24 protein-coding genes and 1 pseudogene are annotated in these 25,832 nt (G+C 61.5%); 10 read left to right on the top strand and 15 right to left on the bottom strand.

Annotation, left to right across the window (positions count from 1 at the left end):
- Window positions 1–77 precede the first annotated feature (77 nt).
- Both uvrC and AC0L24_RS03975 read right to left on the bottom strand, forming a co-directional pair.
- Window positions 78–2,141, bottom strand: a complete 2,064-nt coding sequence (gene uvrC, locus AC0L24_RS03980; protein ID WP_127810839.1) for an excinuclease ABC subunit UvrC — start codon at window positions 2,139–2,141, stop codon at window positions 78–80.
- Entirely contained in the window at window positions 2,138–2,902 is a 765-nt protein-coding gene (locus tag AC0L24_RS03975) for an SDR family oxidoreductase (RefSeq protein ID WP_127319023.1), read from the bottom strand. Before AC0L24_RS03975 ends, uvrC begins: the two co-directional genes overlap by 4 nt.
- Before the next feature lie 413 nt (window positions 2,903–3,315).
- Here AC0L24_RS03975 and AC0L24_RS03970 point away from each other — a divergent pair, with 413 nt between their 5' ends.
- Window positions 3,316–3,972, top strand: coding sequence for an outer membrane protein (locus tag AC0L24_RS03970; RefSeq protein ID WP_023812630.1), 657 nt, complete (start codon window positions 3,316–3,318; stop codon window positions 3,970–3,972).
- A gap of 117 nt (window positions 3,973–4,089) precedes the next feature.
- Here AC0L24_RS03970 and AC0L24_RS03965 read toward each other — a convergent pair whose 3' ends face one another.
- Window positions 4,090–4,686: a glutathione S-transferase family protein gene (locus tag AC0L24_RS03965; protein WP_127319025.1), complete on the bottom strand. Its 597-nt coding sequence runs from the start codon at window positions 4,684–4,686 to the stop codon at window positions 4,090–4,092.
- A 126-nt stretch (window positions 4,687–4,812) separates the two neighbouring features.
- Between AC0L24_RS03965 and AC0L24_RS03960 the strand changes: the two genes are divergently transcribed.
- A complete protein-coding gene (locus tag AC0L24_RS03960; RefSeq protein WP_210214651.1) occupies window positions 4,813–5,685 on the top strand; it encodes a hypothetical protein in 873 nt (290 codons plus the stop codon).
- Between the two features lie 465 nt (window positions 5,686–6,150).
- Window positions 6,151–6,456, top strand: coding sequence for a transcriptional regulator (locus AC0L24_RS03955; protein WP_127268687.1), 306 nt, complete (start codon window positions 6,151–6,153; stop codon window positions 6,454–6,456).
- 21 nt (window positions 6,457–6,477) lie between these two features.
- Here AC0L24_RS03955 and AC0L24_RS03950 read toward each other — a convergent pair.
- The 6 genes and pseudogenes from AC0L24_RS03950 to AC0L24_RS03925 all read right to left on the bottom strand — a co-directional run.
- A pseudogene (locus tag AC0L24_RS03950) lies at window positions 6,478–6,791 on the bottom strand (LysE family translocator); the annotation flags it as partial.
- Window positions 6,792–6,822: 31 nt separating this feature from the next.
- Window positions 6,823–7,659, bottom strand: a complete 837-nt coding sequence (locus AC0L24_RS03945) for a DMT family transporter (RefSeq protein WP_127810841.1) — start codon at window positions 7,657–7,659, stop codon at window positions 6,823–6,825.
- Window positions 7,656–8,237, bottom strand: coding sequence for a TetR/AcrR family transcriptional regulator (locus tag AC0L24_RS03940; RefSeq protein ID WP_127810842.1), 582 nt, complete (start codon window positions 8,235–8,237; stop codon window positions 7,656–7,658). The genes AC0L24_RS03945 and AC0L24_RS03940 overlap by 4 nt, the downstream gene beginning before the upstream one ends.
- Window positions 8,238–8,370: 133 nt before the next feature.
- Window positions 8,371–8,823: a hypothetical protein gene (locus AC0L24_RS03935; RefSeq protein ID WP_023813788.1), complete on the bottom strand. Its 453-nt coding sequence runs from the start codon at window positions 8,821–8,823 to the stop codon at window positions 8,371–8,373.
- Between the two features lie 193 nt (window positions 8,824–9,016).
- Complete coding sequence (locus AC0L24_RS03930; RefSeq protein WP_127397707.1) at window positions 9,017–9,871, bottom strand: 23S rRNA (adenine(2030)-N(6))-methyltransferase RlmJ; 855 nt, start codon at window positions 9,869–9,871, stop codon at window positions 9,017–9,019.
- A gap of 62 nt (window positions 9,872–9,933) precedes the next feature.
- The gene (locus AC0L24_RS03925; protein ID WP_127268682.1) at window positions 9,934–10,539 is read right to left on the bottom strand and encodes a hypothetical protein; all 606 of its coding nucleotides are present in this window, start codon (window positions 10,537–10,539) and stop codon (window positions 9,934–9,936) included.
- Window positions 10,540–11,246: 707 nt separating this feature from the next.
- Here AC0L24_RS03925 and AC0L24_RS03920 point away from each other — a divergent pair.
- Complete coding sequence (locus AC0L24_RS03920; protein ID WP_128288452.1) at window positions 11,247–12,284, top strand: UDP-glucuronic acid decarboxylase family protein; 1,038 nt, start codon at window positions 11,247–11,249, stop codon at window positions 12,282–12,284.
- Window positions 12,281–13,360 (top strand): UDP-glucose 4-epimerase GalE, encoded by a 1,080-nt coding sequence (galE, locus tag AC0L24_RS03915; protein ID WP_127397616.1) that lies wholly within the window; start codon window positions 12,281–12,283, stop codon window positions 13,358–13,360. The genes AC0L24_RS03920 and galE overlap by 4 nt, the downstream gene beginning before the upstream one ends.
- Here the strand turns inward: galE and AC0L24_RS03910 are convergent.
- Complete coding sequence (locus tag AC0L24_RS03910) at window positions 13,314–13,754, bottom strand: hypothetical protein (protein ID WP_348629725.1); 441 nt, start codon at window positions 13,752–13,754, stop codon at window positions 13,314–13,316. The genes galE and AC0L24_RS03910 overlap by 47 nt on opposite strands.
- Window positions 13,755–14,103: 349 nt before the next feature.
- Entirely contained in the window at window positions 14,104–14,607 is a 504-nt protein-coding gene (locus AC0L24_RS03905; protein ID WP_127397615.1) for a DUF995 domain-containing protein, read from the bottom strand.
- A 328-nt stretch (window positions 14,608–14,935) separates the two neighbouring features.
- Between AC0L24_RS03905 and AC0L24_RS03900 the strand changes: the two genes are divergently transcribed.
- From AC0L24_RS03900 to AC0L24_RS03890, 3 genes are all read left to right on the top strand, one after another.
- Window positions 14,936–16,561: an ArnT family glycosyltransferase gene (locus AC0L24_RS03900; RefSeq protein WP_127810845.1), complete on the top strand. Its 1,626-nt coding sequence runs from the start codon at window positions 14,936–14,938 to the stop codon at window positions 16,559–16,561.
- A gap of 188 nt (window positions 16,562–16,749) precedes the next feature.
- Window positions 16,750–17,676: a lysylphosphatidylglycerol synthase domain-containing protein gene (locus tag AC0L24_RS03895; RefSeq protein WP_127810846.1), complete on the top strand. Its 927-nt coding sequence runs from the start codon at window positions 16,750–16,752 to the stop codon at window positions 17,674–17,676.
- 44 nt (window positions 17,677–17,720) lie between these two features.
- On the top strand, window positions 17,721–18,722 hold the full coding sequence (locus tag AC0L24_RS03890) for a glycosyltransferase family 2 protein (RefSeq protein WP_245481908.1): 1,002 nt from the start codon (window positions 17,721–17,723) through the stop codon (window positions 18,720–18,722).
- Window positions 18,723–18,978: 256 nt separating this feature from the next.
- Here the strand turns inward: AC0L24_RS03890 and AC0L24_RS03885 are convergent, their stop codons facing one another.
- Both AC0L24_RS03885 and AC0L24_RS03880 read right to left on the bottom strand, forming a co-directional pair.
- Window positions 18,979–19,386 (bottom strand): hypothetical protein, encoded by a 408-nt coding sequence (locus AC0L24_RS03885; protein ID WP_127399002.1) that lies wholly within the window; start codon window positions 19,384–19,386, stop codon window positions 18,979–18,981.
- A gap of 255 nt (window positions 19,387–19,641) precedes the next feature.
- Window positions 19,642–21,522 carry a glycosyltransferase family 2 protein gene (locus tag AC0L24_RS03880; protein ID WP_127810848.1) on the bottom strand — a complete coding sequence of 627 codons (1,881 nt, stop codon included), beginning with the start codon at window positions 21,520–21,522 and terminating at the stop codon, window positions 19,642–19,644.
- A gap of 610 nt (window positions 21,523–22,132) precedes the next feature.
- On the opposite strand from AC0L24_RS03880, the gene AC0L24_RS03875 reads away from it, so the two are divergent.
- Together AC0L24_RS03875 and AC0L24_RS03870 are read left to right on the top strand one after the other, a co-directional pair.
- Entirely contained in the window at window positions 22,133–23,056 is a 924-nt protein-coding gene (locus tag AC0L24_RS03875) for a glycoside hydrolase family 26 protein (protein ID WP_127810849.1), read from the top strand.
- A 133-nt stretch (window positions 23,057–23,189) separates the two neighbouring features.
- A complete protein-coding gene (locus tag AC0L24_RS03870) occupies window positions 23,190–23,708 on the top strand; it encodes a DUF995 domain-containing protein (protein WP_127319803.1) in 519 nt (172 codons plus the stop codon).
- 84 nt (window positions 23,709–23,792) lie between these two features.
- Here AC0L24_RS03870 and AC0L24_RS03865 read toward each other — a convergent pair whose 3' ends face one another.
- Window positions 23,793–24,242, bottom strand: coding sequence for a DNA polymerase III subunit chi (locus AC0L24_RS03865; protein WP_023813773.1), 450 nt, complete (start codon window positions 24,240–24,242; stop codon window positions 23,793–23,795).
- Window positions 24,243–24,270: 28 nt separating this feature from the next.
- Window positions 24,271–25,782, bottom strand: a complete 1,512-nt coding sequence (locus tag AC0L24_RS03860) for a leucyl aminopeptidase (protein WP_127380810.1) — start codon at window positions 25,780–25,782, stop codon at window positions 24,271–24,273.
- Between the last annotated feature and the right edge of the window lie 50 nt (window positions 25,783–25,832).

Here is a 25,832-nt window from a genome sequence, read left to right as displayed (position 1 = left end):
CTGCCTACTCAAATCAGATGCGAATGTAGGGGGTCAACAGGCCAGATTCGACAGGCCAGATGAAAGTGCCGGATTTTTCAACTCTCGTGGAAATGATTGTAGACCAGTTTCGCCACCTGTTCGGAAATTCCGTCGACTTTCCGCAGATCCTCGATGGCCGCGCGGCTGACCGCCTTGGCGGTGCCGAATGCCAGCAGCAATGCCCGCTTGCGGCCGGGACCGATGCCGCTGATCTCGTCGAGCGGGCTCTTGACCATCTCCTTCTTGCGGCGCGCCCGATGCGAACCGATGGCGAAACGGTGGACCTCGTCGCGCAGGCGCTGGACGAAATAGAGCACGGGATCGCGAACCGGCAGCGAAAACGAGTCCCTGCCTTTGACGAAGAAACGCTCACGGCCGGCGTCGCGGTCCTGGCCCTTGGCGATACCGATGGCCACCACCCGGTCCTCGATGCCGAGATCGGCGAGGATCTTGCGCACCGCGGTCATCTGGCCCTGGCCACCGTCGATCAGGATGACATCGGGCCAGGCCGGGAAGCTGCCGGAGATATCGTCCTCCATATCGTCCGCCGAACCATCAGCCGCATCCCCAGCCGGGACATCGCCATGCTCCTTCAGCAGCCGCGAAAAACGTCGCTCCATCACCTCGCGCATCATGCCGAAATCGTCGCCAGGTGTGATCTCGGTCGAGCGGATGTTGAATTTCCGGTACTGGTTCTTCACGAACCCTTCCGGTCCGGCGACGACCATGGCGCCGACCGCGTTGGTGCCCATGATGTGTGAGTTGTCGTAAACCTCGATGCGCACCGGCGGCTTGGCCAGGCCGAATGTCTCGGCGAAACCCGCAAGCAGGCGTCCCTGGGTGGAGGTTTCAGCCAGCCGGCGTCCGAGCGCTTCGCGGGCATTCTGCAAAGCGTTGTCGGTCAGGTCCTTCTTCTCGCCGCGCTGCGGCACGGAGATCGCGACCTTGCGGCCAGCTCGGGTGGAGAGCGCCTCGGCCAGCAGTTCCTGATCCTCGACGCCATGCGACAGAAGAATGTTCCGCGGCGTCGGCTTGTCGTCATAGAACTGCGCCAGGAACGAACCCAACACCTCGGCTGCTTCCAACGCCGGATCGGCCTTGGGGAAATAGGCGCGGTTGCCCCAGTTCTGGCCGGTGCGGAAGAAGAACACCTGGATGCAGACCTGGCCGCCTTCCTGATGGATGGCGAAGACATCGGCTTCGTCGACGGTCGCCGGATTGATGCCCTGATGGCTCTGCACATGCGACAGGGCCGCCAACCGGTCGCGATAGATCGCGGCGCGCTCGAAATCGAGAGCTTCCGACGCCTGCTGCATGGCGGCCGAGATTTCCGTCTTCACCTTCTGGCTGCGGCCGGACAAGAAGTCCTTCGCCTCGCCGACCAGTTCGGCATAGTCCTGATGCGAGACCTCGCCGGTGCAGGGACCAGCGCAGCGCTTGATCTGATAAAGCAGGCATGGCCGCGTGCGGTTCTCGTAGAACGAGTTGGTGCAACTCCTGAGCAGGAAGGCGCGCTGCAGGGAGTTGATGGTACGGCCAACGGCACCGGCCGAGGCAAACGGGCCGAAATAATCGCCTTTGCGCGACCGCGCGCCGCGATGCTTGTAGATGCCCGGCGAGACATGGTCGCCGGTCAAGAGAATGTAGGGAAACGACTTGTCGTCGCGCATCAGGACGTTGAATCGCGGCCGCAAGCGCTTGATAAGGTTGGCTTCGAGCAGCAGCGCTTCGATCTCGGTGCGGGTGACGACGAACTCCATCGTCGACGTTTCGCGCACCATGCGGCCGATGCGGGTGGTGTGGAAACGGCCTTGCGCGTAGTTGGTGACGCGCTTCTTCAGGCTGCGCGCCTTGCCGACATAGAGCACATCGCCGGCAGCGTTCATCATGCGGTAGACGCCGGGCGCGTTGGGAAGCCGCTTGACCAGCGTCTGGATCACCTCGGCGCCGATCATGCCTTCCGCGTCGCCGGCATGCGGTGTCCAGTCGATGGCGGTGAAGGCGACATCGGGACCGACGGTTTCAACGATCTTCTCGACCGCCTCGTCCTCGAGGTCGATATCGGGGGGCAGATCGTCGGCGCCGCCGCGCGGCGTGCTTTTGTGGTCTACAGGACTCATTCCGTCATGCCTGTCACATCGGGCGTCTGCCATGCAAGATGCTGGCCGCCATCAAGCGCGATCATCTGGCCGGTGACCGAGCGCGCTTCCCAGAGATAGCGGATTGTGGCGCCGAATTCCGGCAATTCCGGGCCGCGCTTGAGGACCAAGCCATCCACCTGTGCGGCAAAATCGCTGTCGTCCTGACGCGCGTTCTTCAGTGTCGGCCCCGGGCCGATGGCATTGACGCGGATGCTGGGGCCGAGCGCTTGCGCCATCATCTGGGTGGCCGTCCACAGCGTCGACTTGGACAGCGCATAGGAGAAGTAGCGCGGCGTCGGACGCCAGACGCGCTGGTCGATCATGTTGACGATCAGGCCCTCCTGCCCTGCCGGCAACGCCCGGGCGAAATTCTGCGCCAGCAGCGCGGGCGCTTTCACATGGACGGCAAAGTGCCGGTCCCAGGCCCGCCAGTCGAAATCCCGAACCGAATCGTCCTCGAACAGCGACGCATTGTTGACCAGCAGCGGGATCGGTCCGAGCGCTGCTTGCGCCTGGCCGACGAGATCGTCGACGGCGTCCATATCGGTCAGGTCGGCGGCGACCACGGCGGCGCGGCCACCTCCGGCGATGATTTTGGCAGCCAACGCATCGGCCTCGATGCGCGAGCGGTTGCAATGGATGGCGACGGCAAAACCGTGCGCGGCGAGATCCTCGACGATCGCCCTGCCGATCCGCCTGGCCCCGCCCGTCACCAGCGCCGTGACAGTGGCTTTGCTCATATGGTGTCAATCCTCAATTTCGGCCCGAAAAAGCGGTGCCGGCGAAATATGGCCCGGCATGCGTTAAATGGTGTTCGCACCTTGGGCAGCATTGTGGCGAAACGGCCGTTTGGACATCCCGGCCCACCCTGGACTCGGGCGCGCACGACCGCAATATAGGGTGCTGGAGTCCTTGCACCAAGCGGTGTGCAGCGCAGCATGGGATGGTTCCTGCCATTTCGCTGTTGCGAAGATGCAACGTCAAGGTTCTGCCTCATTCGTGCCGGGGAATGACCCAAGTTCAGGTTCGCTTCAGCCGCATTTTGACACGACATTTGGAACCGACGAACGCCAGATCCGTTTCACCCCCCGGACGGGTAGATGGCGATCGTGAGAAAAAAGCCTGTGTCCTGTGGCTTAAGGAGTAAAGAACAATGCAAGCCAATCTCAAATTCGCACGGCCGCTGGCCGTTGCGCTTGGGCTCTTCGCCCTCAGCGGAACTGCCTATGCTGCTGACGTGGTTTCGGAAGAGCCGCCGGCACCTGCGCCGATCGCTGAACTTCCGGTCGCTTCCTGGGCCGGCCCCTACGCCGGTCTCAACGTCGGCTATGGCTTCAGCGGCCGGACCAAAGAAAAGGATTTCGACGTTGAAACCGATACCAAGGGTTTCGTCGGCAGTGTCTTCGGCGGCTACCAGTGGCAGCAGGAGAACTTCGTCTACGGCGCTGAAGCCGAACTCGGCTACAACGGCGTCAAGGGCGACGACAACGGCATCGACTCCAAGGCCGGCTTTGAAGGTTCGCTGCGTGCCCGTCTCGGCTACGCGGTCAGCCCAGAAATCCTGCTCTATGGCACCGGCGGTCTCGCCGGCAGAAGCCTGAAGGTGGAAGACACCGTCCTTGGGGCCAGCGATCGCGCAACGATGCTCGGCTGGACCGCCGGTGTTGGCACCGACATCAAGCTGACCGACAATGTCTTCGGCCGCGTCGAGTATCGTTACACCGACTTCGGCAGCAAGAGCTTCGACGGCATCGGCAAGGTCAAGGCCACCGACAACCGCGTCACCTTCGGCGTCGGTATGAAGTTCTAAGTCGTTCAAGCCACGACACGAAAAAGCCGGGCCTCGCGCCCGGCTTTTTTTGTGTCTGGGTAATTTTCCCGGTGATCGAATCGATAACCCGGGAAATCAATTCCGGGCAATCGGCTATCAACCAGGAATGCACGGCTTCAGTTCTGGAAACTTCTCGTCGAAGCGTGCCGCCCATCGCGTCAGCCGGGCGCGACCCTTCTCCCATTTTCCGGCAAAACGCAGCGAGAGATAGCCAAGGCAGGCGCGCAGCGCCATCTGGCCGGCGGTGATCTTCTTCGGCAGCTTCGGCGGGTTGGCATTCAGCAGGTCGAGTGCCGCCGTGATCTTCGCCCACTGGCGATCGAGCCAAGGCTGATAGACCATCTCCTCGGGCCGCGTGCGCCGTTCATAGACCATCGACAGCGCGCAGTCGCAAATGCCGTCGGCCAACGCCTCCAGCACTTCAGCCTCGAGCCGCTTGTCGGGATTGCGTGGAAAAAGCGCGCTCTTCGACAAACGGTTGAGATGCTGGGTGATGGCGCGACTGTCGTGGATGGAGCGGCCGTCGTCGAGCACCAGAACCGGGATCTTGCCGAGCGGGTTGGCGCCGATCAGTTCGGCCGGTTTGTCGTCGGTTTTGACCGCCACCGTTTCGATGTCGATGCCGGCATAGGCGGCTGCCATGCGCACTTTGGAACTGTAGGGAGAGGAGGACGCATAGAGCAGTCTGGGCATGATCGGTTTCCTGTTTTGCAGGCCGGCAGTGTTGACCGATCAAGCGCGATCGAGCAATGGCCAGAAGCGGAAAACCCGGCCGCCAGCGAGCGGACTCATCGGCCGGGGCCGTTTGGCGAGCGCTCCATGAAGACGGTGCTTGATCACATAGTCGCCGAGTTGCCAGAATCGCAGGGATCACTCAGCCGACAGCCAAGACCGAAGGGCCTCGCGCCGATATTTCATCAAGCGAATGAATGGCACAAAAAGCCCCACCGGACTCCGCCCTATGGCGAAGTCCTGGGAGCTGCGAAAAGATATCCTCCGTCCGCCTCTGTTCTCGCCTTCCGACTGCCAAACAACGAACGGGGCGCCTGTCAGGCACCCGCCCTTGACTGTTTCGGCACCGCCCCCGGCGAGGGAAGACGCGACTACTTCTTGCCGGCCTTGGCGGGTGCTGCCTTCGGCTTGGCCGCAGGTGCCGCTTTCTTCACCGGCGCTGAAGATTTCGCTGCCGCAGCCTTCTTTGCCGGAGCAGCCTTCGCAGCCGGCTTCTTGGCCGGTGCAGCCTTGGCAGGTGCAGCCTTGGCAGCCGGTTTTTTTGCAGGTGCTGCCTTCTTCGCTGCGGGTTTCGCCGCAGCCTTCGCTGCAGGCTTCTTGGCTGGTGCCGCCTTCGCCGCCGGCTTTGCCGCGGCCTTGGCGGGTGCTGCTTTCTTCACTGCCGGTTTCGCAGCAGCTTTCGCTGCCGGCTTCTTGGCCGGTGCTGCTTTTGCCTTGGCCGCCGCGGCCTTCGGCTTGGCAGCGGGTGCTGCTTTCTTCACTGCAGCTGCGACCTTCGCCGTCGCTGCTTTTGCGGGTGCTTTCTTTGCCGGTGCCTTCGACGCCGGCGCTTTGGATGACTGCTTAGCCATGCGATGCCCCTTCCGTTGTGCCGACGGCCGTAATGACCCGGCGCGCTCATGCATATCTGACTCGCGGCTTGCTAGCCAGCGAAGCAATAGACTGATTTTCGCAACTTAACTTTCGGTTACGATCGGCACATGATCGTGCTGATCGTCGCAGAAATTCACTGCTGATCTTCGACCATCGGCTAGAATGTGTCGCCGACATTCTCCACACTCCGCGGGAGCGCTCTTCTCGTGAAGCTCCGAAGATCAGCGAACAGCTTTGCGTGTCGATCTTCGTTCGCCAATATCATGACCACAGCCTCAGCGGTGCGATCATCTCATGCAGGCGGACGATCTATACTGCAATGCGGCAGCCGGCCAATGCACCACCTTGTCAAGCGCGATCGCAGACCCGATTGCTCGTGAATTGACAGACTACTCTATATGCCAGAGTATTCTGCACGGCATGCCGGAGTACTTCGATGTCCATCGCACAGGGGCAAATGGCGCTGTCGCCGTTCGAGATTGCCAAGACGGTCCGCCACGGCGGCGGCATGGTTGTCGGTGGCCTCCGGCTTGGCTGCACCGGAGCCAATCGATGAGTGCCGACGAAATCATCCACCAGAGCACTCGGCTCAGGATCATGGCCGCGCTGAACATGCTGGAAAGGCGCCAAACGCTGGACTTCACCGGGCTGAAGGCCATCGTGGACGTCACCGACGGCAATCTCGGCGCGCATCTCGATACGCTGGCCAGGGCCGGTTATGTCGACATCGAAAAGCTGTTCGTCGGCCGCCGGCCGCAGACGCGCGTCAAGGCGACCACGAGTGGACGGCGCGCGTTCCGCGGCCACGCCGCATTCCTGCGCAAGATCATCGATCAGGCGATGCCGCGCAGGAAATAGCGTGGCGACTGGGCAATCAGCTCAGCGCGCGGCAACAACGGCAACGCCGGCGCCGATCATCACACCGCCCGCCGCGCGGTCACCCGGCGTACGATCCCTGGCGTGCGCAACAGGTTGCGGGCGCGGCCGGCGAGGATGACATGAACGCCGATCACCACCGCTTCAACGGCCAGGATCACCATCATCAGCACACCAAGATAAGCAGCATTGAGCGATGCGCCGACGCCGCCAGGCAACAGCGCGACGTAGAACAACGGCATTTTCGGATTGCCAAGATTGAGCGCGATGCCGGTGGCAAAAATCGTCAGCAGCCCTCGCCGTCCTGAGACGGGCTGCCGTCCAGAATCTTCGCGATCCGCATTTCCGTCACGGCTGATAGCCGAGGCAGATGGCGCCGAGCGCGACGATAGCGCAGGCGCCGACCCGCCGTGGCGTCAGCATCTCGCCGAGGAACAGGCGTCCGATGAAGGCCGCGAAGACGACGCTGGTTTCGCGGATCGCGGTGATCGGACCTGCTGGTCCGAGCGCGAAGGCCGCGACCACGACACCGTAGGCCAGAAGTGCAAACAGGCCTCCGCCCAGCGCCTTCCAGGTTTCAGGCGCGCGCAGGTCGACAATGAGCCGGCCACGGCAGGCGACGAAGGCCGCCGGCAGCAACGCGCCGTAGATCAGCAGGACCCATGCGGTGTAAGCGCCGGCATTTCCCGCCGCGCGAACGCCGAGCGCATCGACCGTCGCATAGGCGGCGATGATCGCTCCCGTTGCCAATGCATAGAATATCGATGTCGTGGCGGCCCTGCCCCGTCCGAGTGAAAGGCCCATGATGCCGCCAGCGACCAGCGCGACGCCGACGGTCTGCGGCAGAGTGAGCTGCTGGTTGGCCAGGAAGAACCCGCCGAGCGTGACAAGCAGCGGCACGCTGCCGCGAACGATCGGATAGACCCGCCCCAGTTCGCCATATCTGTAGGCGGCCACGAGAAACAAGGTGTAGCCAACCTGCAGGCAGGCCGAGAGCACGATATAGGACCAGGCCGGCGCGGCCGGAAGGTCGTGGAAGAAGGCGAAGGGGATGGCGAGCGCCGTGCTTGAAAAGCTCATGACGGTGACGGTCCACAACCTGTCGGCCCCCGTGCGCAGGAACGCGTTCCAGCTTGCGTGCAGGATCGCCGCAAACAATGCGAGCCCGATGACCAGCGGGCTCATTGCGGCCGGCGCGAGGCGGCGACGATGCCCATGGCCGCCTTGCGGGAGTCGCGAATGGCGGCTTCTGCCTGCCCCATCTGCGCCAGCAAGGTCGCACCTTCGATCAGCATAAGCAGCGTCGCCGCCACGCTCTCGGCGCGGCCGTGCGGCATCATCTCTTCGAGGATAGACTGCATGCGCCGCTTGAGGCCGTTCTTCTGCCTGACAACGGCCTCGAAAATCGGGTGCCCGGGATCGCCGAACTCGGCCAGCGCATGTGCGAACAGACAGCCATGGAAATCCGGGCTGCGGAACCAGCGTGCATGCCAGTCGAAGATTTTTCCGATTTTCTGCTCCGGCGGAACGTCCCCCTGGGCGAGCCGGTCGAGTTGGCGGTCGAAACGCATAGCGCGATAGTCGAGCACCTCGACGATCAGTTCGTCCTTGCTGGGAAAGTGGCGATACATCGTCATCTTGGCCACATCGGCTTCGGCGATGATCCGGTCGATACCGGTGGCATGGAAGCCGGCGCGCTTGAACAGCACGTAGGCCGTGTCAACGACGTGTTGGCGCTTGCCGGAAGCGGACGATGGCGTCATGGAGATTACCTAGTAGTGAGACAGGTCTGTCTCGCCTGTATGCGACGGATCGAACCTGCTGTCAACGGCACGAAAAAACGCCTGCGGCCGATCAGGCCACAGGCGCGAAAGAGATTGGAAGGGGAAACGGGGTCTAGCGCAGAATGCGGCAGCGGCCGTTGTAGACCATCCAGCGGTCGAAGCCCGAGACGCAGAATTCGACATTGTCGCCGATCGAGGCAAAGCCCTGGCCTTCCTCGATCAGGTACCAGATGGTGCGATCGCGGCCGTCGGACAGGCTGACGGTGGCGCCGCAATAACGGCGACCGATCGGCCAGGTATCGTTGGCCGCCAGATAGCGATGCTGGTGGATGCGCCGGAAATCGGTGATCTGCACGTCAGGCAGATGCGGCACGTGATGCACCTGATAGGAAAAGCGGCTGGTGATCTTGTTCAGTACCCAGGGCTGACCGCAGACCCCGCTGTCTTCATCGGAATAGACCGTAAGATCGGCGGCCTGCACGGTCTGGGTGATACCGAGAGGCGCGGCAAGCGGGGTGCAGAGCGAAATCAGGGCGGCAAGGGCGGATTTGGCGAAGCGAGTCATGGCAGCCTCTCAAGGTCGATTGCGCGCACTGTGCGGATTCGCTTGGCGGCGGTCAAGCGGTTGCGTTGACAATGGTTTCCCAGTTTGAAACCGCTTTTTGACCAAAGCCGAATTTGCACGCACCGGAATGGCTCTGGCACGTTCATATCCAGACCCTAAGGAGTACGGTCACTGGGTCGTCGATGAGCCCGCCTCAAGCCTGCTCGCCGGCCAGCCATTCCAGCGACCAGTGCGCCGGCCGCCCCACCGCAAGCAGCCTGTGCAGGGCCGGCAGCAGCGTCCGCAGCTCGCCCTCCAGCGTGAACGGCGGGTTGACCACCAGCAGACCGCTGCCGTCGAGGCTGGGTTCCGAAGAGGCCGGCCTGATCTCGAACTCGATATCGAGCAGCTTCGGAATGCCGGATTGCTTCAGCGCCTTGCGGAAGGCGATGATCGCCTTGCGGTCCTTGATCGGATACCAGAGCGCGTAGATGCCGCCGGGCCACCGCTTGTGCGCCCTTATCAGCCCGTCGACGAGGCGTTCGAACTCACCCGCTTCCTCGAATGGCGGATCGATGAGGACAAGGCCGCGCTTTTCCTTCGGCGGCAGATGCGCGCCGAGCGCCAGCCAGCCATCGAGCTCGATGATCCGGGCCTGGAAATCGCCGGCAAAGAACGTCCTCAGCCTCGCGGCATCCTTGGGGTGCAGCTCGATCGCCGTCAGCCTGTCCTGCTTGCGCATGAGATGGCGCGCAATCAACGGCGAGCCCGGGTACTTCTGGATGCCACCCTCGGGGTTGAGCGACCGTATAGTCTCCAGATAAGGCGCGAGCAGCGCCGCCACCGGAGCGGCGAACGGGGCATCGATCAGCCTGCCGATGCCGCCTTGCCACTCACCCGTCTTCTGCGCCTCGGCGGACGACAGGTCGTAGCGGCCGATGCCGGCATGGGTGTCGACGACCCGAAACGCCTTATCCTTCTGCTTCAGATACTCGAGCAAGCGCGTCAGCACGACATGCTTGACGACGTCAGCGAAATTCCCGGCATGATAGGCGTGGCGGTAGTTCATGGTTTTGTGCCGTTATGCATGTCGTTGTCCCAAAACCGCTGCACACTTTTGGGCGACATGCATCAGCCCCTGCCCCAACGCGGCGGTGGCGGCTGCGAGTTCGGATTTTCCGGCCGGCCGCCACGAGTGCGCAAAGTCAGCAAGAATCCGATCAGGCCGATCGCCATCAGCGCGAAGCCGACCGGCCGTGCACGGCTGTCGATCTCGCCGGCGCCGGAGCGCAGGATGAGATCGACCGCCCGCATTGGTATGTCGTCGGCATCACCCGGTCCAACGGTGAAGATATAAGGGCCAGGGCTGACGGTCGCGATCACGCCGGCCTCGTCGCGAAAGATCTTGTCGGTCAGTTGCGGGCTAGCCTGGCGAGGATTGTCGGAATGGTTGAACTGCAGCGTCGAGGCGAGCACCGTGCGGCCATTGCTTGCAGCGGTCAGCGTCAGGACGGTGCGCTGCTGCGAAACGATGCGCTCTGCTCTTGCGGTCAGGTCGACCAGCACCCGCACCGGCGCGTCGCGGCCGGAGAGCGGCACCGTCAGCGGCTTGAAGCGGCCCTGCTCATAGACCCGCCAGGTGCCGATCTCATGGCCGGAGAAGTTGCTCATCGCCCAGGGATAGACGACACCGATGCCGGCGCCGACGAGCAGGATCAGGACAAACAGAAAGCGCATTCAGATCACCATGGCGTATCGTGACCTTGCCAATAGCGCCCCGACGGCCAAAAGGCGATGGCCAGTTGCGGGCAGCCACCTGGAGGTGGGCCGTGCGGGCGCGAGCGCAACCAGATTGGCGGCCTGGCCGCGCAACAATTCAAGGTTCTACCTATGCGCTCAAAAATTAAGCCGAGTATTTCGCGCGCTGCGCTGACATCGCTGTCGGCTCATTCTCGGTCGTCCTTGCTGTCAAGTTTCGATTCTACCTCAAGGGACAGCTTCCGCGTCCGGTCATACATTGTCGTCGATCGAGCCAATATGCTGATTAGTAAAGAGGATTTTCCGCATGCGCCGTGTTTCAGCCCGAGAGACGCTCGCCCCCTCACGTTAACCATTCGCGAGCGCACTTGGTTAAGAAATCACTAATTTAGTTGACTATAATTTCCACAGGTATATTTTCGATATGTTGGGATGTGCAATTTGGGCGAGCAATCGGCGATGGTGACACCGAGCGGGTGACCGCGTTTTCGGGGCGCAGAGAATGCTGAGCGGCAGCACGGAGGTCGTGTAGTCGTACCAGCTTCGCGAAAGCCAAAGAACAATTAACGCACATCAGTGATGGCGATTCCGCAGACGCGGAGGTTTGCCACGTTCTGAAGGAACGTGGCCGGGCGATGCTTTGTCCCGGCCCCGGCGGTAGCGTGTGCGGTGCGTGCGAGGAAAGCATGGGTAAGCTTGTCAAGGTTCTGAAACTGGAATCCGGCAGCCAAAGGGGCGCCAACCAAAGCCGACGACGCGCCCTTGTCGCCGGAGGAGCGGGTTTTTTAGGATCGCATCTGTGCGAACGTCTTTTGCGGGACGGATACGACGTTGTCGCGCTGGACAATTTCCACACCGGCAAAAGATACAATCTCAATACCCTTCTGCGTAATCCGAGCTTCACCTGCATCGAGCATGACATCGTCGATGCACTGCCTTCGGATCTTCAGTGCGACGAGATCTACAATCTCGCCTGCCCCGCCTCTCCGCCGCACTACCAGGCAGACCCGATCCACACCTTCAAGACAAGCGTGCTTGGATCGCTGAACCTTCTGGAACTCGCGCGACAGAACAAGGCCAAGATATTCCAGGCCTCTACGTCCGAAGTCTATGGCGATCCCTTCGTGCATCCACAGCCCGAGAGCTACTTCGGCAACGTCAACACGCACGGACCGCGTTCCTGCTACGATGAAGGCAAGCGCTCGGCCGAAACCCTGTTCTTCGATTATTCGAGAACCTATGGCCTCGATATCCGTGTCGCCCGCATTTTCAACACCTACGGGCGCCGCATGCAGCCCGACGATGGGCGCGTGGTTTCGAACTTCATCGTCCAGGCGCTGCGCGGCGAGGACCTGACCGTCTATGGCAGCGGCCAGCAGACGCGCTCCTTCTGCTATGCCGACGACCTGATCGAGGGGTTTGTCCGGCTGATGAACGCGCCGAGCGCGCCCGCCCACCCGGTCAATCTCGGCAACCCTGCTGAATTCACCATCATGGAACTGGCAACGCTGGTCGTCGATTACACCAACGCCCGATCGAAGATCGTGCATCGGCCGTTGCCGGTCGACGATCCCAGGCAGCGCAAGCCGGACATCTCTTTTGCCAAGGCCAATCTCGGCTGGGAGCCGAAAATCAGCTTGAGCCAGGGGCTCGCGCGCACCGTCGAGTATTTTGACACCCTGCTCTACGGAAACCGCATTGCCAGAGGAGCTGCCGCCTCATGAGCCGGCCGGCAGTCCTGGTGACGGGTGGAGCCGGCTTCATCGGCAGCCACACCTGCAAGCAGTTGGCCTCCGCCGGCTACATGCCGGTGGTTTTCGACAATCTGAGCCGCGGCAACGAGAGGTCCGTCGGCTGGGGTCCGCTCGTCGTCGGCGATATCCGGGATCGGGATGCATTGAAGCGGGCGATGGAAACGCACCGGCCGACGGCTGTGATCCATTTTGCGGCGCTGGCCTATGTCGGAGAGTCCGTTCGCGAGCCGGCCGAATATTATTCAACCAATGTGACAGGCACCATCGCGGTGCTCGATGCCGCACGCGCTTGTTCGGTCGAAAACATCATCTTCTCCAGCAGCTGTGCGACGTACGGCGTGCCGGAAGCGTTACCCGTTCGCGAGACCTCCTCGCAAAATCCGATCAGCCCTTACGGGCGCTCCAAGCTGATGGGCGAACAGATCATCGGCGACTATGCATCCGCGTATGGAATGAAATTTGCTATCCTGCGCTACTTCAACGCTTGTGGCGCCGATCCCGACGGCGAGCTTGGTGAGTGGCATTCGCCGGAAACCCACCTGGTTCCCAGAGTGCTCATGGCCGCATCGGGCATCATCGACGCGATCGAGGTTTTCGGCACCGACTACGACACATCGGACGGCACTTGTGTAAGGGATTATATCCACGTCACCGATCTGGCCCGCGCCCACCTGAAAGCGCTCATGCATCTCGAGGGTGGCGGGCAAAGCCTGGCGGTCAATCTCGGCACGGGGCGGGGCGTCTCCATCAAGGAAATCGTCAAGGCGGTCGGCCGAATGACGTCAAGACCGGTCCCGGCAGTGTTCAGAAGCCGGCGCCCCGGAGATCCGGCGGAGCTCTACGCCGATCCGGGAGCCGCACGCGAACAGCTTGGCTTTGTGCCGGAACTTTCAGACGTCGATACGATTGTCAGGACAGCCGCTCCTTTTTTCGGACTGAAGACCAGGCCAATGAAACTGCCGCCAGCCAGGGCGGCAACGTCGGTCGCCGCTCGACGGGTCAGAGATAGCGGGGGCGACAGCTCGCGCGCTGGCCAAACCCGCTAGGGCTGCAGATATAAGGCGAGCCGCCGGAGAACGTGCCGCCATCGCCAGGATTGAACGAGATTTTCACCGGCGCCGGCGTGCTGGCTCTGATCCGTTGCGGTGGTGCAAAGGCGTAGCCACTTTCAGTTCCTGTTGTGCTTGTCATCTGGATCGGAAGGTCGGCCCGGAGCGAGCGCACGAGAAATCCGGCCTGCACGGGCTGGACCGCGGGCTGGCTGCGGATGGCGTGGACCACAGGCTTGACGAGGACCGAATTGGTTTCGTTCGCATCCATACTCTGACAGCCTGCAACCACAGAGATCACCGCCGCGGCCGCAACGATAGCCACGATATTTCTAATAGATACGATATTTTTGCTTGGGTTGACTGCACCCATCGCTGATTTTTTCATCATGTGTCCCTTGCTATCAAGTATAAGCCAAGGGCGCATCGCGACATACTATGCTTCGCCGCTCTCACGCCGCATGAGTGACCACTCGCACATCACACGTCAATATTAGACATCACTAATTATTAAATTTCATCAAAACCGTATGGTAGGGCCCATCGTCTCGTCGTTCTGTCAGATAAAGTTGGATGCCATCAACCAGCGACCGGCGCGCCGACGGGGCCAGCCGAACTGCTTGATGTCCTACCATAAGCGATTCGCCAGATCCCTGACAGGTGCCTTGCAATTGCAGTCCGCTCTCGAAAGCGGGATTGAATGATTTTGTTCAACTCGTCAGGATGGGTCGGCTGCGTACCTAATTTTTGGAATCGACCAGCTTGCGGGTCTCTTCGAACTGCGCGCCCTTCGGGTTGCCCACTTCGAATTTCCGGTATTCGTCGGAAGTATCCTCGGGAGATCGCTTGAAACTGTACCATTCCCCATCCGGATCCTCGCGTTTCTCGATGTTCCCGCCCTGAATCCGGTGGCTGTAGCAGGTGCGTTTTTGCTTGCCGGTGTAGCCCTTCGACCGCCAGGCGAGTTCCATGCACATCTTACCGTTGCTGGTGACCAGCCATCTGCCCGCCGCAAAAGATGCCGTGTCCGGCCCGGACGTCCAGGCCTCAAGGCGTCGATTGCCCTGTGCGAAATAGGCTGCTCCGTCTTTCCACACCCATGTGCGATCGGCGTAAAGAAGCGACATCTCGTAGGCAGTCGGAACGGTGGCGACAACCGCTTGCGCAGGTCCGCTGTCTTTGGCGGCAGCCGCATGCGCTGTTCCCGAAAGCGCCGTCTGGCCGCAGAGGGCCAGGAGAAACATAAGCTGCGTGCAACTTGCGAACCGACGGGGTCTGTGTTGCCGACGGTCGACGCAAAGCGGCGGCAATCTGGTCAGAGCTGTCGGTACAATTGGCGTGCGCATGCCTGTTTGGCCCAAGGTAGCACTATCAGCGCTCTGACAGCCTAGGAAACTAGTTAACAGTCGCGAGAACGGTGATGTCAACCTTCGCCAAGCGGATTAACAACAACTATTCGAGACACACGCAGCCGCAATCGTCAAAATTAAGAATTGCGTCGTATATTCCTCTACCTCCGACAATCGCGCTCAAAAGCAACATCCGTAGACGTCAGGGAGGACGCGGTTTCAAATGACGGACGACCCGGAGTTGAATCAGGCCGAAGGTCAGCAATACCTGCAGTCAAGCGACCGGGAGATGGCTGCTCGCAGCACCCTGAGCCCCAACATGGCGATATTGCTGGGCATCCTGTTCATTGCGGTCGTGTTCAGGTTCCACAACATCACCTTGCCACTCGTCGATGCCTTCAGCTGGCGCGAGGTAAGCACGGCAATGATGGCCGACAATTTCCAGCAGCGCAGCTGGAACATCTTCTTTCCGGAGGTCAGCTGGACCGGGCCCGGGCCAAGTTATCAGGGCCGCGAGTTCCAGATCGTCAGCTATCTGACCGCCCTGCTCTATCAACTCTTCGGCTGGCACGACTGGTTCGGCCGCATGGTAGCGGCCTTCTTCGGTCTTGTGACGGTGTTTTCGCTGCACAGGCTAACGGCCATATGCTGGGACGAGACCCACGCTCACGCCGCGGCACTTGCCTACGCGCTGATGCCGGCGGCGATCATGATCGACAGCTCGTTTCTTCCCGATCCCGCGATGCTGGCCCTGGTGACGCTCGGCGTCTGGCTGTTCGCGAAATACTGGGCCGGAGGCAGCGGCTGGCTCCTGCCGCTTGCCACGGCGAGCTTCTCGCTCGGCGTGCTGGCAAAGCCGCCGGGCCTCGCCGCCGGCGCCGTCATCTTCTACCTCATGGTTTCCTGGGTTCTTGAGAAGAAGCGAAAGCAGGCGGCCAAGGTCTTCCTGTTGGGGCTTTTGAGCTTGGCCATCATCGGCGCCTATTTCAGCTGGGCCATTTATCTCGGCCGCAGCTATCCGCCGTTTCATGTCGCGGGCAGCGGCTATATCTGGGATTCCGGTTTCTGGACATTCTTCAGGAACAGCTTCTACTTCAAATCCGTATGGAACACCTCGGTCTGGTGGTTCTATGGCTATCCGTTCATGGTGCTGATCGCGATCGGTTTCTGGCTGCCGCCCAGACCCGTCGAAGACCCCAAGCAACCCACTCTTTCGGCCATCCCTTATGTTTGGCTGGCTGCGGCCATGGTCGTCTATCTGGCGGCAGCGCGCGAGATCACCAGCAATCCCTGGAACTACCACATCTTCCATGTGCCATTCGCGATGTTCTGCGGCCGCGGCGCGTTTCTCCTGGCAACGCTTGCATCGGGACCCGTTCTGTCCCCGGCGGTCGTGCTGCGCGCGATCTGCATCGCGGCCGTCACGCTGGTCTGGTCGACTTTTCCCCTTGTCAGGACAATGAAGACGCCGATCGCCATGAATGGCAAGCTGCTTGGCGACGAACTGGCGCGGTTAGCGCAGCCGGGCGACCTCGTCGTCGCCATTGCGCCCGAGGTCGGCGATCCCGTCGCCGTCTACTACAGCAGAGCGCGTGGCTGGGTGTTCCCGCCTGGCGGCGGCGATGTCGAATGGTCGAAATTCGTAGCGGACGATGCCACCGCGATCGCGCAGCTCGAGGAATTGCGCGCGCAAGGCGCGGACCTGTTCGGCACGGCCAAGAACGCCGCCGACAAGCAGGACCGGCTGTTCCTCGAGCATCATGACGGGGTCATCGACTATCTCGACAAGACCGCAACCAAGCTTGTGGATTCGGACGATTTGCTGGTCTATAGGATCAGCCGTCCATAGAACCGCGACAGTCTGGGGCTGTGGGCCTTGGACAGGATATTGTCCCGACGGTTCGGCGGCCGCGTTCTCCTGCCGAAACTCGGCAAGCCGGTGGGCCAGGCGAACCGATCCCGGATGGCGGTAGGGATACTCGGGCGCCACGCGGTGCTGCCATTTGAACTCGGCGGTGGAAACCGGCGGAGAATTGGTTGAAAAGAGCAATCTCAATAATCGTGACCCTGGCCCTACTAGCGTGGGTCGCCAGCGACTCGCGCTGGAAGATGGTGGGCGATGCTTTCGCGAGCATCACGCCCGGCGCTTTCGCGGCCGTGGCGCTTGCGCTGTTCGTCACCTACGTGCTGCGCGCGCTGCGCGTCTGCGACGAGTTCCGCGAGGAGGTGCATGGCCGTTTCGGCGCCTGCCTGCGCGTCATTCTGATCCACAATGCGATGATCAACGTCGTGCCCTTCCGCGGCGGCGAGACGGCATTTCCCCTGCTCCTGCGCCAGGTCTTCGGCATACCGATCATGCGTGCCAGCGCCTCGCTGCTGTGGTTCAGGCTGCAGGACGCCTTCGTCGTCGGCGTGCTGGCCCTGGCTGTGTGGCCGGGCCTGCATCCGGCGATAAGAATCGCGGGCGTGGCCGCGGTAATCGCTGCCGCCTGGTGTCTGCCGCGCTGGGCGCGTGCGCCGCATGACTGGGCAGGCCGCGGCAAGATCGTGGCGAAACTCGGCAGGCTGCGCGATGTCTTCACCGAGGCGACCGGCCGATCGCGCTATGGCTGGTGGTGGACGATCGCCAATTGGTCGCTGAAGCTCACCGTACAGGGATGGTTGCTGGCAATGCTACTCGGGACATCCTTTTCGACCGCCTTTCCAGGCGTCGTCGGGGCGGAAGGCGCCGCCATACTACCGGTGCAAGGCGTCGCCGGCTTCGGCACCTACGAAGCGGGTGCAGCGGCGGCGCTGCTCACCTCCGGCATTGCCATGAAGAGCGGCCTTCAGGCAGCGCTGGCATTGCATCTGTTCATCTTCTGCTCGGCAATCGCCACGGGTGCGATCGCCTGGCTGTTTCCCTCGAAATCGACGCTGCCGGGGAACCCGGCCGTCGGCCCTGCAAGGAAGCCATCCCTATGAGCGTATTGCCCATCCCTGCTTCGGGACTGCCTGACGGCGCGGTGATGCCGGACCATACACTGTCCATCGTCGTGCCCATGTACAACGAGGCCGAAAACGTCGAACCGCTCCTGGTGCGGATTCACCAGGCGATGGAACGCTACGGCCAGCCGTGGGAGGTCGTGCTGGTCGATGACGGCAGCACCGACGCGACGGTGAGCGAGATCAGGCGCCTGGCGGCGCATTACGGCCCGCATGTGCATGCGGTCGAGCTGGTGCGCAACTACAAGCAAACCGCCGCGATGCAGGCCGGTATCGACGCAGCGCGCGGCGACGTCATCGCCACGATCGACGGCGACCTGCAAAATGATCCCTACGACATTCCGCGTATGGTCTACCGCCTGTTGAGCGAGGATCTCGACCTGGTGGTGGGCTGGCGCAAGGATCGCCAGGAAGGGTTTTTCATGCGCAGGCTGCCCTCGCGCATCGCCAACGCCCTGATCGCGCGCGTCACCGGGGTGCGCCTTAAGGACTATGGCTGCAGCCTCAAGGTCTATCGCGGCAACGTCATCCGCAGCGTCAAGCTCTATGGCGAGATGCACCGCTTCATCCCTGCATGGCTGGCCACGGTGACGACCCCCAGACGCATCGCGCAGGAAGTGGTGACGCATCACGCCCGCATCCATGGCCAATCCAAGTATGGCATTTCGCGCACCTTCAGGGTCGTGCTCGATCTGGTGTTCATGTACTTCTTCATGCGCTATCGCACACGGCCTGGGCACTTCTTCGGCGGCATCGGCATCGTGCTTGGCGCGCTGGGTTCGCTGATCCTTGCCTACCTGCTTTGCCTGAAGCTGCTTTTTGCCGAAGACATTGGAACGCGACCGATGCTGTTCACCGGCTTCTTCCTGCTCATCGCCGGGGTGCAGATGGTGACGTCGGGCGTGCTGGCTGAAATGCTGGCACGGGTCTATCACGAAGCGAATGGAGCATCGGCCTATGTCGCGCGGCCGCAGCCGGCGCCCAGTGACAATGACGGCTGGCTCCGCCCGAGCCGGCCATCATGATCGGGACGCCATCGAGGCTCTCCGTCCCCAGCGTTGACCGGGGCAGTGGCTTCATCGATAGCTTGCTGGGAGGGATTTTGGTTTCAGGCCGACGGCGGACTGGCAGGGTTCATTGATCCCAGGAATGGCGGCCTGAGGGCAAGAGGCAAGGCGCAACGTCTGCGCCAACCTCTCGCCCTCGACTCGCGCCCCCTGGCGAAGACAAGAGCGGCGGATCCTTCATTCAAATCGCGCCGCCACTTTTAGGTCTGATGGTCTAGTAGCGCGAACGGCAGCTGGCGCGCTGGCCGAAACCGCTCGGGCCACAAATCCAAGGCGAACGGCCCAGGAACGGGCCGCCATTGCCCAGACGATAGGAGACCTTCACCGGCGCCGGCCTGCCGACACGCTGCGGCCGCACGAAGGCCGCGTAGGCCTCCTCCCTCGTACGCGTCACCATGGTCGTCTGTGTGAGCGGCTTGCGGTTGAACAGATGCAGCCGCTTCTTCTTGACGTCGTGCACCTTCTTGCCGAGCGTATGCACCACGGACTTTGTGCCGATCGAGCTGGTCTTGGTCGCGTCCTTGCTCTGGCAACCTGAGAGTATCGAGATCAATGCAACGGCGGCAAATGCACAAGCATATTTCGCGCCGATCCTTGCCCTTCTTTCCCTAACTTTGTTCATCATTGTCCCCTACCACGAATATAATTCGTTGCAGCGCGGAGATCTATTTGCTTTATTGGCTTCCGCGCCACGCGAGCAGCCTATCGCCACTCACATCATGGATTGTATATTAGGGGAAACTTATTAAAGATCATGCAAACGACACGATGAACGCGGCCTTTCGGCAATCGATCGGATATAATTAAAGTTTGATCTTTTGGGCTCGCGCCTGCAGCCGTCCAGAGTGCCGGCCCGCTACGCGGACGCCTCCAGCATTCAGCGCCGCGTTTCCCAACCTGGATCGAAGTAGAAATTGCGGCCACCGATGTTGCCCTGGCCGGCGCCGGAAACCACATAGGCGATGCGCACGATGCGCAGGCCACCGGCGCCCTGCTGCAGTCCGTAGACGCCTTCCATGCCGCGATCGTAGAAGCCCGCGGCGGGCACGATCAGCGCCAGCACGGCAAGCGACCCCTGAAAGGCGACTTTCGCCGCATTGGCGCGCAACGGAATCCTGTTTTCGATGACGTGCCTTACGACAATCACAACAACCAGCAGCCCGTAGAGGAAGGCGTTGAAGGCGGCGAACCAGTAGAAGCCGGTGGCATCGAAGGGGTGCTCAACGAGCAGGACAGGCAGTGCCGCGCCGATGGCCAGCGCCACATAGGGAGTGAGGGCGCGAGCCGGCAGAAGGTGCTTGGGGCCGCTGCCCTTGGGCGTGACGCGGAAATCGACGAATGATTTGGTCAGATAGTCGCGGATCGACGACAGCGTGCCGGCCAGCACCCAAGGCCAACGCGCGAAGAAGAGGAACAGCGTGCCTTCCCAGCTGATCGTCTTGGCCGTCATCGGGCGCGAGAGGCCGAACGCCTTCAGCAGCATCACCAGGCCAACCAGCGCGACCGCGTTCGGCAGATAGTAGAACAAAAAGTCGAGATACATGACATTGGCGAAGTTGCGCCCGGTAGACAGCGCATAGACCGGCATGACGTACATCAGCAACGCAAAGACGGCGAACAGCGGATACCAGAGCTGGCAAAAGAGGAATTGGAATCTCAGCCGCGGCGACAGCTTTGGGAGATAGCTCGGCGAATATTCGAGCAGGATCGTCATCAGACTGCGCGACCACTGGAATTCCTGGGTGATGAGGTCGGCGAAGGTCTGCGGGCCATCGCCATGGGCGATGGCGTCGAGCGCATGCACGCCGTGCCATCCGGCCGCGTTGATCAACATGGAGGTGGAGTGATCTTCCGCCAGTTCAGGACCGAGACCGCCCGCCTGCTTCAGCGCCTTGGTCCGCACGGCATAATGCGAGCCGATGCAGAGCGGAGCTCCACCGCCCGTATGGCCGGACTGCAGCGGTCCGTGAAACATCCCTTCCGGAAACAGCCTGCCGCGCGCCGCCCAACTCTCGGCGGCGTTGTTGTCGCAGATGCTCGGCGCCGAGACATAGCCAACCGAGGGATCGGCGAAGGGAAACAGGATCTCCCTCAGATAGGTTGGCGTCGGTACATGGTCCGCATCCATCTGGGCGACGAAATCGTAACGCTCGTAGCCATAGTGGTCGTAGAAGAACGCCAAATTGCCTTCCTTGCAGCGCGTCCGGCGTGGCCATGTCGTGCGGTGATAGTCTTGCCTGCCGCGCCGCGTCGAAATCATCACGCCGTGAGCGTCGCACCAGCGAACTGTCTCTTCGGAGGGATCCTCGTCGGCCAGCCAGGTATCGTGCGGGTAATCCTGTGCCAGCATCGCTTCGAGCGTGCGCGCAACGACGGCAAACGGTTCGGAGGGGGCCTTGGTGACCACCATCGCGACCCGCGAACGCTTCGGGATCGTGTGAAGCTTGGACGGTTTTTTCGACGCATGCACGTTCAAGAGAAAGTACAACGGCATGAGCGTGAGCCATACCAGGATGAGTGTTGCGAACGTGTATGGCCCGAGATGTTCGACATGCTCCGGCTTCAGCCACCAGATCCAGAAAAACCCGAGTGTGCAGAACCAGAAAGCCAGCGCCAGTCTCAGGATCCATTGCTGAATGGCCGACAGCACGGGCACCAGAAAGGGTCCCTTCTGCGCAGTGACTGCCAGAGCCGCCTCAGATCGATGCGCCCGTCTGCTCTTATGGCCGACGACGCCATCATGCACGGAAGCACTCATACACTTACTCGCCCGCCACTTTGGGCTTCCGCCGACAAGGTGGCTGGAAGCTCCCAAAATCCCAGGATTAGAATTAGCTAATGCTTTCTTAGCGTCAACTAAATTAATTGTTTGTTGAACATGATTATTGAGATTTGGTTAACCTAACGCGTATCGGGGGAGGAATAGCCGCTACCGAGCAGTCAGTCTGGCGGCGAGCCGGTAAACTCTTCGGTGCTGGAAATTCACCGACGGGTCGAGGCAGTCGGAGGGGATCCGGCCAAAGCCGTTAACCATGTTGCCGTCGTCAAGGTTAAGCAACCGTTAATTGTGCTTGACTCTTGGCCCTGACCGGCTCTTAAATTAGCCAGGGATGATATATCGGGATTTTGACGCGAATTTGTGAGTATCGCGGCGAACTTTCTCTCGAACGCCCCCTGTATAGGGGCTTGAGAGGTAATTTTGGGTGGCTCTGTGCCAGGTTCGCACATCCGCCAATGGGGTCGCTCCGAAATCCCGCAGATTCTGCCAAATAGAGCCGATCGGTTTTTGGGTAGTCGTGTCGATCAGGCATCGATGCGCACGGGCAAGCCTTAACTTCCGAAAGAGGTTGGGGCCATGGGAGATCGACATGAAACACTCCACAGTAAAAGCACTCGCAATCGCGCTGGCATTGGGCGGAAGCGCCGCGTTCCCCACGGCAGGAGGCGCTGGCTCGGTAGCCGCGACGGACCCCGTCCAAACGAGCAGCGCCGCCTCGGCGTTCGGATCCTATGATCCCTACGGCGACTTCAGCGCCGACAAGAGTGCCAGCATCGAAGAGCTGTTCCTGCCTTGGGAAGACGTCGACCTGTCGACGCTGCCGCTTGCCGACGCCTATGCGCTGCAACGCGGACGTTCGCTGCTGATTACGGTTGAGCCGTGGACCTGGTCGAAGGACTGGCGCATCACCCCGCCCGAATTGCGCGACGGCATTTTGAGCGGCAAATATGACGCCAACATGCAGGCAATCTGCGGCCTGGTGGGACAGATGAAGAGCCCGGTGACCATTCGCTGGGCTCAGGAAATGGAAGACAAGAACGGCCGCTTCACCTGGGCCAACTGGGCTCCCAAGGACTGGATCTCCGCTTACAAGCGCGAGGTCGATATCTGCCGCAAGGCTGCCCCCGCCGCCAAGTATATGTGGTCGCCCAAGGGCGAAGAGGGTCTGGAAAAATACTACCCCGGCGACGACTATGTCGACGTCATCGGCCTGTCGGTGTTCGGTCTGCAGAAAAAGGACAATGACGAGGCCGGTCATGACCGTACCTTCGCTGAGCTGCTGAAGCCCGGCTATGACCGCGTTGCAGTGTTCAACAAGCCGATCGTCGTTGCGGAACTCGGCTATGTCGGACAGCAGGACTATGTCTCGAAATGGCAGGAAGATTCCCGCAAATCCTACGCGGAGTTCCCGGCGCTGACTTCGGTCGTCTACTTCAACCAGAAGGAAGTGTGGCCGTGGCTGGGTGGCTATGGTCTGCCCGACTGGAGGGTGACCCAGCACGTCCTGCCGTAGACGCATCGTGCTGATCGATCCCGACGCGATCGGGATCGATTTCCAATCTCCTTGTTTGATGATGATCCATCTCGAACCAGCGGTTCGGGATGAGGGTTGAGGCGTGGCGTAAATCAATCTGTGGAGAAGTTTCGTGAAACGGGTAGTGGGAAATTATCTCGGAGCGGCATTCGCCTGCTCCGTTCTTGTTCTTGCCTTTCAGGTTCCTGCGACGGCCAAGACGGCGACAAGGATCGCCGAGCAGGCGCAAAAAGCCACGGTCGTTCCTGACGAAGGCGTCTACCAGATTTATCAGAACCATTCGTGGCTGTGGGGCAAGAAGGGCGCCGGGTTCTTTGCCGTCAAGCAGAGGCAGTTCGATGCCTGGACTCACGACAAGGGCAAGTCGGGCTATGGCGACGGCATGTGGTTCATTCCCGGCGGCGGCAAGCTCTGCTACCGCGCGCAATGGCATGGCTCCTGGGGTGTGAAGGGCTCGATGACCTGCTTCGAGCATCGCCAAGTGGGCAAGGTTATCTACAAGCGTAAATCGCCTGATGGCGAATGGTACGTTTTCAAGAGCCCGCATCGAAACCGGTCGGACGAGTCAATGAAATTGAAATACGGCGACTACGTCACAACGAAAATGAACCGGATCAAGGCAAAGCAGTAGATAACCGGATCGAGGCAAAGCAGTAGATATTGTCGTGACACGCCACTGGTCAAGCATGTCGCCTGAACGTTCAGGCGACCTGCCTTAAGCCTTGCGCTCCCAGCGGCGATCTGGCGTCTGTTGCCAGTAGGTGACGGCGTGGCCAGCGCTCTTCATCACCTTCCAGTGCCCTCGCGCCGCCTCGAGCTGGGCGGCATCGTGGCCATCGAACAGGAACACCGCGCGCTCGTAGCCACCAAGGTCAGGCGGCACCGCACCGTCGACCAGGAACCTAATCTTGGCGTCGTTGGGATTGCCGTCGCCGGTGGTCAACAGAATCGGCTGTTCACCGGGATGAGCCTCACGATCGGTTGCGTGCGCCAGGAACGAATCGTCGCGGAAGGTCCACAGATGCTGGTCGAGCGCATCGCGGCGTTCCTCGGTGCCTGTCTGCACCACGGCGCGCCAGCCACGGTCGACGCTGCGCTCCAGGAGGCCTGGCAGCGCATCCTCCAGCGTCGATTCGGTCAGGTGGTAGAACAGGACGTCGGCCATCGCTTCAGCCTATAGTGATTGAACCCGTTCACTGCTCATAATTATCGCGCACCAGCCGGTCGAGCAGCCTGACGCCGAAACCGGAACCCCAGGACTGGTTGATCTCGTTCGACGGCGCCCCCATCGCCGTGCCGGCAATGTCGAGATGAGCCCATGGCGTATCCTTGACGAAGCGCTGCAGAAACTGCGCCGCAATGGTGGCGCCGCCAAAACGGCCGCCGATGTTCTTCATGTCGGCGTTCTTGGAATCGATGAGCTTGTCGTATTCGGCACCGAGCGGCATGCGCCACAGCCGTTCCTGCGTCGCCTGCCCCGCCGCCGACAACTTTTCGGCCAGCTCGTCATTGTTGGAAAACAGGCCGGCATAATGTTGGCCGAGCGCCACCATGATGGCGCCGGTCAGCGTCGCCAGATTGACCATGAATTTCGGCTGGAAGCGGTCGTTGCAGTACCACAACGCATCGGCCAGCACGAGGCGGCCCTCGGCATCGGTATTGAGCACCTCGATGGTCTGGCCCGACATCGAAGTGACGATATCACCGGGACGCTGGGCATGACCGTCGACGGCATTTTCGACCAGTCCGATGATACCGACGACATTGGCTTTCGCCTTGCGGGCCGCCAGCGCATGCATCAGGCCGGTGACGGCGGCGGCACCGCCCATGTCGCCCTTCATATCCTCCATGCCCGAGGCCGGCTTTATGGAATTGCCGCCGGTGTCGAAAGTGACGCCCTTGCCGACGAAGGCGATCGGGCTGTCCTTCGGCTTGCCGCCGTTCCACTGCATGATCGCCATGCGGGCGCCGCGCGGCGAGCCTTGCGCGACACCGAGCAGCGAACCCATGCCGAGCTTCTTCATTTCCTTCTCAGCCAATATCTCGACCTTGACGCCTAGCGCCTCGAGTTCCTTGGCGCGGGCAGCGAACTCGACCGGCCCAAGCACGTTTGCCGGTTCGTTGACGAGGTCGCGCGCCAGCAGGACGCCGTCTATCACCGCCTCGGCATCGGCGAAGGCCTTCTTCGCAGCGGCCGGATCGGCGGTGTGGATGGTCACCTTGACCGGCTTCTTCGGCTCTGCCTTGCTGTCGTCCTTGTCCTTCCTGGTCTTGTACTTATCGAAGGAATAGCTGCGCAGGAGAATGCCCGCGGCAAGGTTTGCCGCATCCTTCGCACTCGGCGAGGCGCCGGCCACATCGAGGACCACCGCCACTTCGGTCGCCTTGCGCAGCGACGCGGCAACGGTGCCGCCAAGCTTCAGCCACGCATATTCGTCCAGTCCCGACACCTTGCCGGTGCCTATCGCCACGAGTCTGTCGAGCGACGCTCCCTGCGGCGCCAGAACTTCCACCGTGCTGGCGAACTTGCCCATGAACTCAGCCACGGGAAAGGCGCGCTCCAATGTCTTGCCGGGATCGCCGGCCTTGGCGACGTCGCTCAGGCCGCCCTCATCCGCCGCGAACACGAAGACAGTGCCCTTCTTGTTTACCGCGCTCTGGGACCCGGAAAATTTGGCGAAGGCGATCGACGGTCTTTGATTCATCATGTCCTGCTTTCAGGGAATGCGCGACTTTTGGGGAAGCGGTTCGAAAC

The sequence above is a fragment of the Mesorhizobium sp. WSM4809 genome (assembly GCF_055811655.1).
This window is presented reverse-complemented; position numbering and strand designations above follow the sequence as displayed.